General features: G+C 37.4%; 13 protein-coding genes. 1 reads left to right on the plus strand and 12 read right to left on the minus strand.

The genetic code is table 11. The features are described from left to right. Positions 1-79: 79 nt before the first annotated feature. From citF to OZY43_RS04560, 11 genes are all read right to left on the minus strand, one after another. Positions 80-1,618, minus strand: coding sequence for a citrate lyase subunit alpha (citF, locus tag OZY43_RS04510; protein WP_280927705.1), 1,539 nt, complete (start codon positions 1,616-1,618; stop codon positions 80-82). Then, a complete protein-coding gene (locus OZY43_RS04515) occupies positions 1,608-2,522 on the minus strand; it encodes an aldolase/citrate lyase family protein (protein ID WP_277163855.1) in 915 nt (304 codons plus the stop codon). Before OZY43_RS04515 ends, citF begins: the two co-directional genes overlap by 11 nt. Next, positions 2,523-2,819: a citrate lyase acyl carrier protein gene (gene citD / locus OZY43_RS04520; RefSeq protein ID WP_277163856.1), complete on the minus strand. Its 297-nt coding sequence runs from the start codon at positions 2,817-2,819 to the stop codon at positions 2,523-2,525. Then, the gene (gene citC / locus OZY43_RS04525; RefSeq protein WP_277163857.1) at positions 2,809-3,864 is read right to left on the minus strand and encodes a [citrate (pro-3S)-lyase] ligase; all 1,056 of its coding nucleotides are present in this window, start codon (positions 3,862-3,864) and stop codon (positions 2,809-2,811) included. The genes citD and citC overlap by 11 nt, the downstream gene beginning before the upstream one ends. Before the next feature lie 12 nt (positions 3,865-3,876). After that, on the minus strand, positions 3,877-4,665 hold the full coding sequence (locus OZY43_RS04530) for an alpha/beta hydrolase (RefSeq protein ID WP_277163858.1): 789 nt from the start codon (positions 4,663-4,665) through the stop codon (positions 3,877-3,879). 12 nt (positions 4,666-4,677) lie between these two features. Next, the gene (locus OZY43_RS04535) at positions 4,678-6,144 is read right to left on the minus strand and encodes a DASS family sodium-coupled anion symporter (protein ID WP_277163859.1); all 1,467 of its coding nucleotides are present in this window, start codon (positions 6,142-6,144) and stop codon (positions 4,678-4,680) included. A gap of 19 nt (positions 6,145-6,163) precedes the next feature. Next, a complete protein-coding gene (locus tag OZY43_RS04540; RefSeq protein WP_277152476.1) occupies positions 6,164-6,862 on the minus strand; it encodes an RraA family protein in 699 nt (232 codons plus the stop codon). A 19-nt stretch (positions 6,863-6,881) separates the two neighbouring features. Then, positions 6,882-7,811: an L-lactate dehydrogenase gene (locus OZY43_RS04545; protein WP_277163860.1), complete on the minus strand. Its 930-nt coding sequence runs from the start codon at positions 7,809-7,811 to the stop codon at positions 6,882-6,884. Between the two features lie 279 nt (positions 7,812-8,090). Beyond that, on the minus strand, positions 8,091-9,488 hold the full coding sequence (locus OZY43_RS04550; RefSeq protein WP_277163861.1) for a flavocytochrome c: 1,398 nt from the start codon (positions 9,486-9,488) through the stop codon (positions 8,091-8,093). A gap of 16 nt (positions 9,489-9,504) precedes the next feature. Beyond that, positions 9,505-10,908, minus strand: coding sequence for a class II fumarate hydratase (locus tag OZY43_RS04555; RefSeq protein ID WP_277163863.1), 1,404 nt, complete (start codon positions 10,906-10,908; stop codon positions 9,505-9,507). 143 nt (positions 10,909-11,051) lie between these two features. Further along, on the minus strand, positions 11,052-11,696 hold the full coding sequence (locus OZY43_RS04560) for a copper homeostasis protein CutC (RefSeq protein ID WP_277163865.1): 645 nt from the start codon (positions 11,694-11,696) through the stop codon (positions 11,052-11,054). A 95-nt stretch (positions 11,697-11,791) separates the two neighbouring features. On the opposite strand from OZY43_RS04560, the gene OZY43_RS04565 reads away from it, so the two are divergent. Continuing rightward, positions 11,792-12,940: a CPBP family intramembrane glutamic endopeptidase gene (locus OZY43_RS04565; RefSeq protein ID WP_277163867.1), complete on the plus strand. Its 1,149-nt coding sequence runs from the start codon at positions 11,792-11,794 to the stop codon at positions 12,938-12,940. A gap of 53 nt (positions 12,941-12,993) precedes the next feature. Here the strand turns inward: OZY43_RS04565 and OZY43_RS04570 are convergent, their stop codons facing one another. Continuing rightward, a complete protein-coding gene (locus tag OZY43_RS04570; RefSeq protein WP_277166356.1) occupies positions 12,994-15,081 on the minus strand; it encodes a copper-translocating P-type ATPase in 2,088 nt (695 codons plus the stop codon). Between the last annotated feature and the right edge of the window lie 57 nt (positions 15,082-15,138).

The following is a 15,138-nucleotide window of genomic DNA, read 5'->3' on the forward strand; positions in this document are numbered from 1 at the left end:
CTTTACTGTTTATTATAACTAAAAAAGCGCGGAAATGAGTCGTAACTTATTTCTACGCTTTTTGTGTTAAACAATTAAATTAATCTTTAACTTGCTTAATTGTATCAATGATTGTACCATCACGATATTCAACTAGAGCTACAGTCTTATCAGTATATTCAAGTGGCTTTGGCACACCAACTTGGTCTTGTGCCATTTTTTGTAAGTCCTTAATATCTAAGATTGTCAGACCAGGAACCTTACTAAAGGCAGCAATTAAATCTTGCCGTTTAGGATTAATAGCAATGCCACGTTCAGTTACCAAGACATCAATTGAATCACCTGGGGTAACAACTGTTTCAACCGTCGGAACAACAGTAGCGTTACGACCACGGACAAGTGGTGCCGTAATAATTGTCATCTTAGCATTAGCAGCATCTTGGTGACCACCAATAGCACCCCGAATAACACCATCAGAACCAGTCATAACATTAACATTAAAGTCAGTATCAATTTGCAATGCTGATAAAATAGCAACATCTAAGTTATTAACAACAGCACCCTTATTATGCGGATCAGCGTACCAAGAAGCATCAATTTCTTGTTGATTCTTATTCTGAGCCATGGAAGCAGCAGCACCCTTATCAAAATCCTGTACATCCATGATTTTCTTAACTAAGCCTTCTTCAAGCAAATCAGTTGTTGGCTTAGTAATGCCACCCAATGCAAATGAAGCAGTGATACCATCATCAAGCATCGATTGCCGCAAATAACGTGTAACTGCAAGTGCAGCACCACCAGAACCAGTCTGGAAGGAGAAACCTTGCTTGTAATATGGTGAATTAACGATTACTTGATTAACCATTTGTGCAATCTTCAATTCCTTTGGATCCTTGGTAAACCGGGTCGCACCTGAACCAATCTTGTCGGGATCACCGATCTTATCAACCTTAACCACATAATCAACTTGATCCTGCTTAATTGAAGCTGGAGTATTCGGATAAGCAACAATATTATCTGTCAATAAAACAACTTTATCAGCATATTGGGCATCAATTAACGCATAACCCAGTGAACCAAAGACAGCATCGCCATCTTGACCATTAGCATTACCTGCTGGATCAGAAACCGGTACACCCAAGAAAGCAACATCAATCTTGATATCTCCTTCTTCAATTGCCCGCGCCCGATTACCATGTGAACGGAAAATGACGGGATTCTTCAGACCACCATGAGAAATAAAATCACCAAGCGAGCCCCGCATACCTGAAGAAGCAATGTTAGTAATAACACCTTTCTTAATGGCTTCAATTACCTTATCATTCATAACACCAGTTAATGAAGATGGTGCAAGCGTTAAATCCTTGTATCCCATTTTAATAATTTGGTCCATAACTTTGTTAAAAGCAAAGTCGCCATTTCTAAAATGGTGGTGGAAAGAAATTGTCATACCATCTTGCAAATTATTTTTAATAACATCTTCTAGTGAATCAACTACCTTATTTTCACCAGCAGTTACTCTTACTTTAGGTGCTACTCGTTGAACTTCTGGATTGCCGATCTCAACTGACGCAAACGGTTTTAAATTCATTTTATTCATTAAATCATCTGGCAATTCGCGGTTTACTTTATTCTCCAATGTAATTACCCTCCTCATCAATTAAGTTTGATGCTTTAGCAGTTTCAATAACGCGGTTAGCCTTAGCAACAACTGGCTTATCAACCATCTTGCCGTTCATTGAGATAACACCTGAACCTTTGGCCTTAGCTTCGCGAATTGCATTTTGGACGTTTTTAGCGTTTTCAATTTCTTCTTTAGTTGGATTGAAAACTTCATTAACCATTGGGATTTGCCGTGGGTTAACTAATGACTTACCATCATAACCTAATTCATAAATGTATCTTGTTTCACGGTAAAAGCCTTCGGTATCCTTCATATTAGAAAATACCGTGTCAAAAGCGTAAACATCAGCAGCACGTGCTGATTGTAAAACCATGTTACGTGCAAATTCCAATTCACGACCATCTGGATAACGGTGTGTGTGCATGTCAGCTGTATAATCTTCACCAGAAACAGCTAATCCCATCATCAATGGTGTAGCAGTAGCAATTGTTGGCGTATTTAAAACGCCCTTTGCACTTTCAATTGCGGCCATTACACCAATTGAATCTTTCTTAACACCATATTCAGCTTCGGCTTTTTCTATGTCCTTAACTAATTTTTTGATCATTTCGGCTGATTCTGTTTTTGGTAACCGAATAACATCAACCCCAGCTTTAACCATTGCCTTAACATCTTCGTCATAAAATGGTGTATCTTGGCCATTAATTCGAACAACAATTTCGGCACCGCCAAAATCGATGTGCTTAATTGCATTATAAACGAGCATTCTAGCAGCATCTTTTTCAGTTAAGGAAACAGCATCTTCTAAGTCGAGCATAATTGAATCTGCGCCATAAATACCAGCATCTTTAACCATTGCTGGGTTATTGCCGGGAACAAACATCATTGTCCGGCGTAAACGATTCTTTACGTAAGTCATTTATTGCAATACCTCCAATTCAGGTTTATCAGTAGTTTCTGTTGCTCTCTGGGCAGCAGCTAAAGTTCTAGCAGCAATGACACAATCAAGTGCACCCTTGTCTGTTGCTTTAACTTTAGCATTGTCAATGCCATATCTATTTAAGGTATCAGTAATCACCTTTTTAATTTGATCACCATATGCCTTAATTACTTCTGAATCCAAATCAATTTGGATGCCATTACTACCTTGAGAAATCATAATTTGAATGTCTGAAGATTCTAAAGTTCCTGCGACACCAATTGTTTTAATTTCCATTAATATTCATTCCTTTCTTAATTCTTGTTTGTAAAATATGTTGTTGACTATTAATAAAAGCCATTGTTGTTTGTGGTACCAGTGGTGCAATTTGATCTAACTGATTGTCCTTAATTAATTGCCGTACATGAGTTGCCGTGATAATTTGATCACGATTACTAAAACGCTGTACGACTTTAACCTTAACTTTGGGCGTGAGTTCATTAGTTAAACTCTGATTATAGAAATTAGTTGTATGTGAAAAGGGTTCTGTCCCAAGATAACGTCGGGTAATCATCAATGCTGGTGCAATAATGTTTTTAAATACACGAGCATCAATTGTTGTTTGAGTAATAATCAAATCATCCGGCGTCTTTAAAAAATATGCCGGAAATGTTGCTTGCGATACCAAGTAATCGCCCCCACTGACAACAATCACATTTGTTAAATCAGCTGTTCCTGCTTTGACAAGCTGCATTCGTTCACTTGTTCTGAACAAAGATGCATCAGTTGCCACAACAAAGACATAGACTAAATCATTTTCTTGACTTGCCAATTGAACTAATTTGCGGTGACCTAAAGTAAAAGGATTGGCATTCATCACAATTGCCGCTACTTTTTTCTGCTCTTGCCCAGTAACACGGGGAATTGCTTTTAGAAAATCCTGTACATCTGGCGTGCCACTTTCTAAAAAAGCAGCTTCATCAGTATGTGCTAATTCGCTAAAACCTAAATGTTGAAAGCTAGCAGAATATTTTGCCTTAGTAAACACAAAGTTATGAAAAATTTTCTGATTAAATTGATATTGCTGCAGGGCGGTCACTATTTGATTAAAGCGACTTCCGGGGGTTGCATTTTGATTGCAGACAGCAATGTACTTTAAAACATTGCCAGCAATACTGCCAGTTCCCACCAATGTGCCATCATCATCAACTAAGCCTAAAGTATGGTCGATGTTGGCAACTTCGCGCGAACTAAAATTATGTAATCCCAGCTTAAGCAAAAATTTTTCCCACTTTGCTTTCACTGCCTTGTCATTCAAATAAAGATCTATTACTTGGTCCATTTAGTCACTTTCTTATTCTGAACAGCTATTTAAAAATGTCATAATTGCAGCATACATTGCTGCTGGTTGTTCTGCCTGAATTAAATGACCACAATTAGAGATAACTTTCGCCTTAATTTTAGGGTTCAAATCTTGCATTTGCGTGGCAAAATGATAATCAAAAAATGGCGATTTTTCTCCTGCTAAAACTAGCAGCGGGATATCTAAATCAAGTAAAACATCTCGCCAATCTTGTTCAGCATGATCAAGCAGGCAAAGATAATTATCAGCAGGCAAATAAGGATATTGTTGGGCTTCCAATTTTGCCTGATTAAACATTTCATCATCAATATGGGCATAAGAAGCAGTGCCAAAATCAAACTTTAAGTATTCAGGATAATTATTCCACGTCAAATCCTTAAAGCCATACTGCCAAGTTTGATCACAAATCATTTTGGGTGATTGATCTAAATCAACAATTGCCTTAAATGGCTTACTACCAAATAATGAAATATATGACCATAAATTAGCAGCCCCCATTGAATTACCAATACCGATAACATCTTGCAAATTTAAGATACGCAGTAACTCTGCTAAATCTTGCGCATGACGGCTAATTCGTTGCCCCTGATACGTTCTCTGTGACAAGCCTTGATTGCGTGGATCTAATATAATGAAGCGAAAATTCTTTTTGAATAACTCTGCAACTCTAGCCCATAATTGACTAGAACCACCAATGCCGGGTATGGCAATAATTGCAGGTTTAGTTCCACCTGTATCGTAATAATGCAATCGGATACCATCGTTAGTGGTAAAATCCATTGTTGTTACTCCTTACCACATACCAATGATTTTCATCCATAACGTGCCGATAACACCGAAGATTAACAGATAAATAATTCCTAACAGGAAGTTCATCTTCCACCATTCGCCCTGCTTAACGTAACCTGTGGTAGCTAAAATTGACGCCGGTCCATTAGCATAGTGAGTAGTTGAAGCATTGATTGCACCAGTGAATGCAAGCAGCATTGCAGCTAACTTAAGTGGCGCACCAGTTGCAACTGCAACTGATAAGAATGGTAAGTAAAGTGCTGTTATATGAGCAGTTCCACTTGCAAAGAAGTAGTGAGTATAGAACATCAAAATAACTAAGATTAGCAGTACGATTTGCCAACTAACACCGTGTAAACTTGTTTGAATTGTCTTTGAGAACCAATCAATAAAGCCAAATGAAATTAGTTTACCAGCCATAAAGACTAAGATTGACAGCCAAATCAAAATATTCCAAGCACCAGTTTGCTTTAAAGCATCATTCATTGTTAAAACGCCTGTTAGTAGAAGCAAGCCAACAGCTAAGAAAGCAACAAAAGTAGAATCTAATTGCGGAATCTTAATAATCCCAGATAAAACCCAAAGAATAATTGCAATCAAGAAAACGCTAGCCATGATTTTTTCAGGTGTTGTTACCGGTCCCATTTCTGTTAGCCGATCATCAGCCCATTTTTTGGCATTAGGCGTTTCCTTAATTTCTGGTGGGAAAATCTTATAAATAACAATTGGAATAACAATCGTAGCAACAATTACTGGAACTAATGCAGCGATAAACCAACTGATCCAGCTCATGTTGTAACCCTTCTGGGCAGCCATTTGTGAAGCAACCAAGTTTGGTGCCGCACCAGTAATAAATAATGCCGTTGAGATTGTATTAGCATGAAAGGCCATAAAGTCTAAATATGCACCAATCTTCTTTCGTGATGGATCATTAGGTTTTGACCCATAACTTTCTGAAATTGATTTAGTAACTGGCCAAACAACACCACCAGTACGGGCACTGTTAGAGGGAATTAAAGCTCCTAAAATCAGTTCCAAACCAGTAATTGCGTAACCAATTCCGATTGACTTTTTACCAAAACGCCGAATCATCCAATAAGCAATCCGATTACCTAAACCAGTCTTACTAATGCCGTAAGCCATAATGAAAGCCATCGCAATTAGCCATGCAGCCGAATTACTGAAAGCACTCAAGATACCTTTAGTGACAACGCCTGTTTTTGGATCAACAACATCTCCAATTGGAGCAAGTCCAACCAAAACAGTTACGATCAAACCAATTAATGTTGTTCCCCCAATCGGCAGCGGCTTTGTAATACAACCAACAATGGTCGCAACAAAGACGGCAAACATTTCCCAAGCTTGTGGTGTTAACCCAGCTGGCCGCCAAGGCGTAATACACCACAGGACAATTCCAATTATTAAAGGCCAAATAAAGCCTTTATAATTCACTTTTTCTAAAGTTTTCATAATTATCCTTCTTTATTATTCAAAGGCGATATATATCGTCAATAATCTTGTAATCTTTTTCGGCAAGCTTAATATCAACCCAGTCTAAATTGCCGGTACCATCATGATAACTTGCAGCTTTAGCATCGTCTTCTTTATGAAAGGCTTGAACCTTTGGTAATAATTCTGCAGCATCTTCACGACCCACTCTAACAACGCCATCAGCATCGCCTAAGATAATATCTCCGGGATAAACACTGGTATTACCACATGAAATTGGCACGTTAATTTCACCAGGACCTTCTCTATAAGGACCATTAGGTGTTGTACTAACTGCATAAATTGGCAAATCCCAATCTCTTAATGTATCAATGTCACGCATTGGACCATCAATAACAACTCCAGCAACATGCCTTTGATCTCTTAACCATGTCATCATTACTTCACCAATAATGGCACGAGTATTATCACCTTCATTGTCAATCACAACCACATCACCTGGGTGACAATATTTTAATGCAGCAAATATTGTCAAGTTGTCGCCCGGACGATTATGAACAGTAAAGGCTGGACCACACATTTCCTTTTTAGGTTTAGACATTAACCTGATCCGTGGTGACATTGCCCCTGTTCTGTTCATGCAGTCGGCCACATTAGATGAAGGTAATTCTGTATATGCTTTAATTACATCTGCATCTGGCAATTCTCTTTTTAAAAAAATTCGCTTGCCATCTTCCATTAAAAACGCCTCTTTTAACTTAATCTAAATTAACACCTGCTAAAACCTCTTGCATCTTGTCAGCTGAGTTAAGCATCTTCGCTTTTTCTTCCTCTGATAAGTTAGCTTCAATTACATGGCTAATTCCTGTACCATCAATTGCAGTAGGTGTACCTAAATAAAGTTCGTGCTTAATGCCATATTCACCATTAATCGGTGCTGACAACGGCATTACAATTGAATGATTATCCAAAATTGCACTAACAATTTGGGTTAACATCACAGCGATACCATAAAAAGTTGCACCCTTGTTTTCGATGATTTTACCGCCCTTTTGCCGAATGTCACTTTCAACGCTGGCTAAAACCTCAGCGTTAATTTCGCCGTAATCACGTAAAGCCTTGCCAGCAACACTAGATTCATCAAAGTTCTCAAACGAGGTATCACCATGTTCACCCAAAACCATTGAATTAACAGCAGCAACTGGAACATTCAACTTCTTAGCCAATTCAACTTGTAAACGGGCCGAATCAAGTGAAGTACCAGTACCAATAACCTTATTCTTAGGGAAACCAGATAATTTTTGCGTTAAAGTTGTTAAAATATCAACTGGGTTAGCAGAAACAACGAAGATGCCCTTAAAGCCAGAATCAACAACTGGTTGAACAATACTCTTTAAAATGTTGACGTTCTTGTTAACTAGGTCAAGTCTAGTTTCACCCGGTTTACGAGGAACACCAGCAGTAATAACTACAACGTCAGCATCTTTTGCATCAGAATATTCACCCGGATGAATATTGCACTCACCAGCAAAAGGTGTAATATCCTCTAAATCCATTGAATCACCAACTGGACGTTTTTTCACAACATCAGCGATTACTAATTCGTCAACCTTTGTGTGTTGCAACAAATCATTTGCAAAAGTCGAACCAACGGCACCATCACCAACAAGTAATACTTTTCTAGTCATAAATTAGATTCCTTTCAAAAATTATAAAAAGTTGTACTTATTTACACAAATTATTATAAAACTCTAGCTGCTATTTTACAATATTCAAAATAAAATAATTTATTTTTAAAAAGTTAAACAGATATAGCGCTTACAAAAGAATTTGATCAAAATTATAAAACTATTCTTTTATGAACTATAATCAAAAATGAAATTACTCTGTCTAACTTCATGAAGAAAATTTATAGTAAAAAAAGCAAGAACAACATTTAGTTCTTCTTGCTTTTTTATTTATCTTTTCTACTTGTTTGTCCGCACAAATTCTGTCATCTGGATACCAGCTTGACGACCAAAGACAACCGTCTCAGCGATTGAATTACCACCAATCCGATTGTTACCATGCAATCCGCCAGAAACTTCACCAGCAGCGTACAGACCCTTAATCACATTACCATTAGTATCCAAGACTTCTGTCTTTGGTGTAATATGAATGCCACCCATCGTGTAATGAACAGCTGGGTGAATATGAATAGCGAAGTACGGGCCACGATCAATTGCACGATCCATTCCTGTCATCCGACCATATTCAGCATCATTTTTAGCAGCAACTGCTTTATTCCATCCAGTAATTGTCTTTTCCAAGTTAGCAGCATCAATGTTAATCGCACTAGCCAAGTCTGCCAATGAATCACCATGCTTAACAAGACCGACATGATCATAGAACTCTACTGCAGTAAAATTATCACGAATACTTTGGTCAAAGATCAAATATGCACCATCTTCATGCAAATCAGTAATTGCATTAGAAACGATTTTGCGCGTATTCATTTCATTGACAAACCGTTGTCCAGCCTTATTGACGAGGATTGCTCCTTCACCACGTAAGCCTTCACCAATTAAGTAAACATGATCGGTATCAGTTTGCGCAGTTGGATGCACTTGAATAAAGTCCATTTGTTCCAATTGAGCATCAATATTGCTGGCTAACTTCAAACCATCACCAGTTGCGCCGGGTTGATTAGTCGTCTTATAATCAGCTAAGTCTGGACGATACTTCTTAATCATTTCCTTAGAAGCACCAAAACCACCAGAAGCTAGCATTACTGCCTTAGCGTTAACAGTTTTTATGCCATTATCTGTTTCAACTTCAATTCCAGTAACTATACCAGCTTCATTTTTAATTAACTTAGTTACCTTAGCGTTATTAAAAATCGGCACATTGTCTTTTTGCATTTGCTTCAAAGCACCAGTAACTAAGTAACCACCAACTGGAGCCATTGATGCGGGACGATGAGCCCGTTTTTTGCTCATCCCACCAGTAATTGTTAAGTTAGTCAGTTCAATTCCATGGTCCATTAGCCAGCTAATCGCAATTGCAGAGTGGTCAACAAAGTACCGTAATAAATCGCGGTCGTTCATTAAGCCGCCGCCCTTTAAGGTTTCTTGGTAAAAATCTTCTTTATTATCAATAATCCCTTCTTGCAATTGCACAAGACTTTCTGAGGCATTCATCCCTGACGATGCCCGGTTAGTATTACCACCAAGACCATCATTTTTTTCAAAAACAGCAACTTTCAAGCCTAATTCATGTGCTTGAATTGCTGCAGTTAATCCAGCACCACCGGCACCAACGATTACTGCATCATAGTTACTTTCGATTTCAGAACTTTGATTTGGGGTAAAAATAAATTTTGCCATATTTCTCCTCTATTATTTATTCTTCAGGTTTTGTCCGGTCAATATTGGTCATTTGCATGTAATCCATCCATTCATCATATTGAGCTTCCGTAACTTTACCGCTCTTTAAGGCTGCTTCTTTTAAAGTAGTACCTTCTTTATCGGCAGCCTGGGCAATTTTAGCAGCGTCATGGTAACCAATGTGTGGTGATAATGCAGTTACAGTCATCAATGAATCTTCCAATAATTCGTCCATTCTTGCAGAATTGACAGTTAGACCAGCAATCATTTTATCAGCAAACCCGGTAATTGTACCAGTTAAAATATCACAAGAATCTAAGAATGCAGCAATCATTACTGTCTTAAAGACATTCATTTCAAAATTACCTTGTGAAGCAGCAAAAGTAATCGTTGTATCGTTACCAAAAACTTTAGCAGCAGCCATTGTAACAGCTTCAGCTTGTGTTGGGTTAACCTTACCTGGCATGATTGATGATCCTGGTTCGTTGGCAGGAATATTTAATTCATGATAACCAGCACGCGGACCTGAAGCCAAAAAGCGAATATCTTGAGCAATCTTGAACATATCAGCAGCTAAAGTCTTCAAAGCACCATGAACTACATCAAGACCGGAATGATGAGCTAAGCCCCAGAATTTATTAGTCTTAACTTCAAAAGTATGACCGTAAACTTCTGATAACTTACCAGCAATCTTTTCAGTCATTCCTGGTGCGGCATTTAATCCTGTACCAACAGCTGTCCCGCCAATTGCTAATTCATACAAAGTTGGTTTCAATTCCTTAATATAAGCCAAATCATGCTTCAATGCTGAAATATAGCCGGATACTTCTTGACCAAAGGTAACAGGTGTTGCATCTTGTAAGTGAGTACGACCAACCTTAACCGTCTTCCAATATTTGTCTTGCTTAATCTTTAATTCATCAATTAAGTGTTGAATTGCTGGCTCTAACTTGTCCAAAGCTTCAACTGCCACAATATTCATTGCAGTTGGGTAAGTATCATTAGATGATTGTCCCCGATTGACATCATCATTTGGCAAGATGTCTAAGCCTGGATGAAGCTTATTAGCTAAATTAGCCACAACTTCATTAACATTCATGTTGCTCTGCGTGCCTGAACCAGTTTGCAAAACATGCAATGGAAAATCTTTACGCAAATTAACGTCATCGAGCTTTAAAAGCTGATCAATGGCATCTTCAATTGCAGCACCTTTTTCCTTAGGTTCATCCCCCACTTCAACGTTTGATTGAGCAGCAGCCTTCTTTAAGTTAAGAAATGCCCGAATAATTGCTAGTGGCATTAATTCACCACTTGGGAAATTATTGCGGCTGCGTTCTGTTTGTGGACCCCATAATGCATCTTTAGGAATTTTTACTGGACCAATCGTATCACTTTCAATGCGGTATTCTTCTTCATTCATTATTAAGTCTCCTTTTGGGAAATAACTCCCCGATATTTTGTTAATTATACTAATAACTATCTTCATAATACATTTTAAGGTTCATTATTTCAATAATTTTAAAATAAAAGGTAATAATTTTAATTTATTAAAAAAATAATTGCTTATAATAATGCCACAATCTTTGAACCATGCAGCTGTCCGGTTCTCACTTCTTGCTCAATACGCTCACAATTAGCAGCAGTAATGCCACCACCGGGCAAAATTTCAATTTTATCTTTTGCCCAAGAAATAATTTCTTGCAAATGCGGTATCATTTTTTCGATTGGCTGTTTCAGACTACCACCATGGGTCAAAATGCGGCTTACACCATGATCTGCCAACCAGTTAAGGCTATCCTGTTGTTCTGCAACTGGAATTTCGTCAAAAGCCATATGCATCACAACTGGCAGGTTAACTTTAGTAGCTGCAGTTAGCAGCAATTGCATTTTAGCCTTATCTAATTGCTGATTATTAGTTAAGCAGCCAAAAGTTACAGCATCCACATTTAGTTCAGCTGCAATTTGCAAATCAGCCAGCATAATTGCCATTTCTTCATTATTGTAACTAAAATTGCCACCACGAGGTCTAATCATCACCACAACTGGCAGATTACTTTGATGAGCGTATAAAACTGTTTGCTTAATCACACCATAAGAAGGCGTTGTACCTCCAGCTGCTAAATTATTATTCAGCTCTATTCTATCAGCGCCAGCAGCAATCACTTGCGGAACCATAGTAAAATTTTCAACACAAACTTCTTTAAGCATTTTACTTTCCTATTATTTCAAAAAAATTATGATGATATTATCATATAAAGTAGTAAAATATACACATAAGACAGCAAAGTGAAGGGAATAAAAAGATGAGTTCAAATAAATTGATTAAAAGATGGTACTTATGGCAAACAATTGTGCAATTAATCATTGTTATCGTTGGTCTAATCTTTTTCAATAGTTATGATGATGCACTAACTTTTCTTTTTATTATCTTAGAATTTACCCTATTAATTCCAAATTCGCTTGAGCCTTTAAACAATTATTTACAAGTGTTCTTTTCTGTATACACAATTCCACAATCACTTGCAACAATCGTAAAATTTATTCGTAAATTTCATTTAATTAATTTTAACTTCGCGACAATAATTGTCATTCTTTATCTTTTAGTTGCCTTTATTCCAATTACCAAACTGGCTATTTCCAAGATTAAAAGTTTTCTTGGACGCTTCTTTATTCTATTTGTTATTTTTTCGAGTATTGATCCAAGAAATCTTACGATTTACTGCAGCCGTTGGTTAACTGTATTAACATCATCTGGGTTTATTAACGCTATCTTGTTCACTATTGTTGCCCTAATTGCAATGCACGAATGGGGCTTTCAATTGCCGCAACTTAGGTTAAGTAATAAAGCTAAACCCAAAATTATACTATTAATAATTATCTTTATTGCAGCAGATTGCTTTTTTAATGGCTTTAATCAGGCAACTACTTGGAATAATTTATTTATTAACTGGAATTTTCATTCTAAAGCAATTAATTTAGCGATGCTGTTAAGCGGAGCCAAAGCTGGGATTAGTGAAGAAATACTAATGCGCTTTTGTACGCTTAACTTGTTATTAAATCTCTTTCATCGTAAGCATTGGCCGAACCCAATATCAGGAACTATTATAATTTCAAGTACAGTCTTTGGCTTATTGCATATCTTTAACATATTTGCTAACCAATCAGTTGCTGCTAGTATTCAGCAAGTATTGGCAGCAATTTTTAGTGGTATTGTATTTTCTACCATGTATTTATACACAGGTTCAATTCTCGTTACCATTATTTATCATAGTTTATTTGATATTGCCGCATTTGTAACCAGTGGACAAATTATTATGACAGTTCCTACAATATTTGATTGGCAAGAAACTATCTTACTATGCGTAATTTATCTTGCCTTTTCATATTTTCTTTTTTCTGGTAAACGTAAAGAAGTAGTTATTTATAATTTAAAAAGACAAAATTTAGTATAAAACAAGTAAATGATTTTCTGGCATTGGTCCATCCACGTCATCCTAATTAAATGCTATATTTTTAAAGTTTCAGCGTTAATTGCTACGATTATAGTAGAAAGTGACATTAAAATTGCACCGAAAGCAGGGTCTAACATGATACCTAACGGTGCTAAAATACCTGCTGCCAAAGGTAAGGCTATAATATTGTAACCTGCACCCCACCATAAATTTTGAACAGTTTTACGATGGGTATTTCGTGCCAATTCTAAAAAGTTAACAATATCTGATGGCCGGCTATTAACCAAAACTACATCTGCGGAATCAACTGCAACATCTGTACCGGCACCGATAGCGACACCAATATCTGCACGTGCTAGACTTGGGGCATCATTAATGCCATCACCGACCATCATTACTTTATTGCCCTTTTGTTGTAAACCTGTAACAATCTTTTCTTTATCATCCGGCATTAATTCAGCATGAACCTCAGTAATGCCTAATTGCTGGGCAATACTCTGTGCTGCCTGCTGATTATCGCCAGTTAACATCACTGGTGTAATGTTGTTCTGCTTGATCTTGCTGATTAATGCAGCTGCATCTGGCTTAATCTGATCACCGACAGCTACATAACCTAATACCTGCTGTCCTTGAACTAAATAGCTAACTGTATAATCGTTAACTGCAACTTGCGGGAAGTCATGAACTTGCTCACGGGCGGCTTTTTCATTAATTAAAAAATATTTCTGACCGGCAACTGTCGCCATTACTCCCTTACCGGCAAGATTCTTACTATTGTCAATTGGTAAGGGCGAGATTTCGTGAGTATGTGCAAACTGTAAAATACTTTGAGCAATTGGATGCGTTGAATCTTGCTCAAGTGAAGCAATTAGTGTTAATAAGCGTGTTGCTGATATTTGCTCATTTAAACTGGCATACTTGCGAACTTGAAATTTGCCTTCAGTCAACGTACCAGTCTTATCAAGCAGTAAATAATCAATTCGTGGACTAATGTCAATTACATTCCGATTTCTAATTAATAAACCATGTTTAGCTCCAAGAGACATACTTTTTGCACTAACCAAGGGTATTGCTAATCCTAGTGCGTGTGGACAGGCAATTACCAAGACCGTCACCATTCGTTCAAGTCCGGCAGCTATTCCTTGACTAGCAGTCCAAACAATTAGAGCAATTACGCCAATAATTAATGCAGCGTAAAATAACCAGCCTGATACTTGAGCTGCAAGAGTTTGCAATTTTGACTTATTCATTTGCGCAGATTGGACTAACCGATTAACATTAGCCAAAAAACCACTGTTTGCTGAATTAGTTACTTTAATTGTCAATTTCCCTGAGCCATTGATTGCACCACCAATTACATGATCACCCTTTTGACGAGTAATTAAACGCGCTTCTCCAGTGACCAAAGATTCATTGACATCGCTTGATCCGGCAATGATGATGCCATCAAGCGGGATACTTTCACCAGCCTTGACTACTACCACAGCATCACTTTTTACTTGCGCCAAAGGAACATCAATTGTTCGATTATCCTTTTGAACATGGACTTTATCCGGCAATAATTTAGCTAGATCATTAACAGAACTGCCAGCCCTCATAATTGAATTCATTTCAATCCAGTGGCCTAACAGCATAATTAAAATCAAAGTGGCTAGTTCCCAGAAAAAGTCCATCACATGATTAGAACTTGAGTTGATATTATTCTGAATAAACGCGTACAAACTATAAATGTAGGCTGTAATAATCCCTAATGAAATTAATGTCATCATTTCCGGCTTTTTATCTTTTAATTCATAAAAAGCACCTTTAAGAAATGGTTCCCCACCATAGATAAATAAGGCAGTCGCAAATAGCATTACGACCCATTCTGACCCAGGAAAAGAGAATTGGAAGAACAGATGGACTCCCATTGCGGGGCTCAAAAACAAAATTGGTAATGCTAAAATCAACGAGAACCAAAATTTCTGCTTTAAATTACCCATATGCATCATGTGCCCGCCATGCATCATCATGTCACTATTGTGCATTGACATTTTGCCATCATGCATCATTGGCTGCTCATGACCCATCTGCATTTTGTCATCATGCGTCATCGACTGCTTATGCTCCATCTGCATTTTATGATTATCTGTCATGTTCATTTTTGCCAAAATAAATCAGTCCCATCCTTTTACAATTAATTTTGTCTGCCCTGCACT

This window comes from Lactobacillus sp. ESL0785 (assembly GCF_029395455.1).
In the GTDB taxonomy this organism is placed as follows: domain Bacteria; phylum Bacillota; class Bacilli; order Lactobacillales; family Lactobacillaceae; genus Lactobacillus.

Excerpts from the sequence above, each read along its gene's own strand:
- OZY43_RS04545 (WP_277163860.1), bottom strand. The coding sequence starts at position 7,811 with ATGACTAGAAAAGTATTACTTGTTGGTGATGGTGCCGTTGGTTCGACT.
- OZY43_RS04515 (WP_277163855.1), bottom strand. The coding sequence starts at position 2,522 with ATGACTTACGTAAAGAATCGTTTACGCCGGACAATGATGTTTGTTCCC.
- OZY43_RS04550 (WP_277163861.1), bottom strand. The coding sequence starts at position 9,488 with ATGGCAAAATTTATTTTTACCCCAAATCAAAGTTCTGAAATCGAAAGT.
- OZY43_RS04535 (WP_277163859.1), bottom strand. The coding sequence starts at position 6,144 with ATGAAAACTTTAGAAAAAGTGAATTATAAAGGCTTTATTTGGCCTTTA.
- OZY43_RS04570 (WP_277166356.1), bottom strand. The coding sequence starts at position 15,081 with ATGAACATGACAGATAATCATAAAATGCAGATGGAGCATAAGCAGTCG.
- OZY43_RS04565 (WP_277163867.1), top strand. The coding sequence starts at position 11,792 with ATGAGTTCAAATAAATTGATTAAAAGATGGTACTTATGGCAAACAATT.
- citD (WP_277163856.1), bottom strand. The coding sequence starts at position 2,819 with ATGGAAATTAAAACAATTGGTGTCGCAGGAACTTTAGAATCTTCAGAC.
- citC (WP_277163857.1), bottom strand. The coding sequence starts at position 3,864 with ATGGACCAAGTAATAGATCTTTATTTGAATGACAAGGCAGTGAAAGCA.
- OZY43_RS04540 (WP_277152476.1), bottom strand. The coding sequence starts at position 6,862 with ATGGAAGATGGCAAGCGAATTTTTTTAAAAAGAGAATTGCCAGATGCA.
- OZY43_RS04560 (WP_277163865.1), bottom strand. The coding sequence starts at position 11,696 with ATGCTTAAAGAAGTTTGTGTTGAAAATTTTACTATGGTTCCGCAAGTG.
- OZY43_RS04530 (WP_277163858.1), bottom strand. The coding sequence starts at position 4,665 with ATGGATTTTACCACTAACGATGGTATCCGATTGCATTATTACGATACA.
- OZY43_RS04555 (WP_277163863.1), bottom strand. The coding sequence starts at position 10,908 with ATGAATGAAGAAGAATACCGCATTGAAAGTGATACGATTGGTCCAGTA.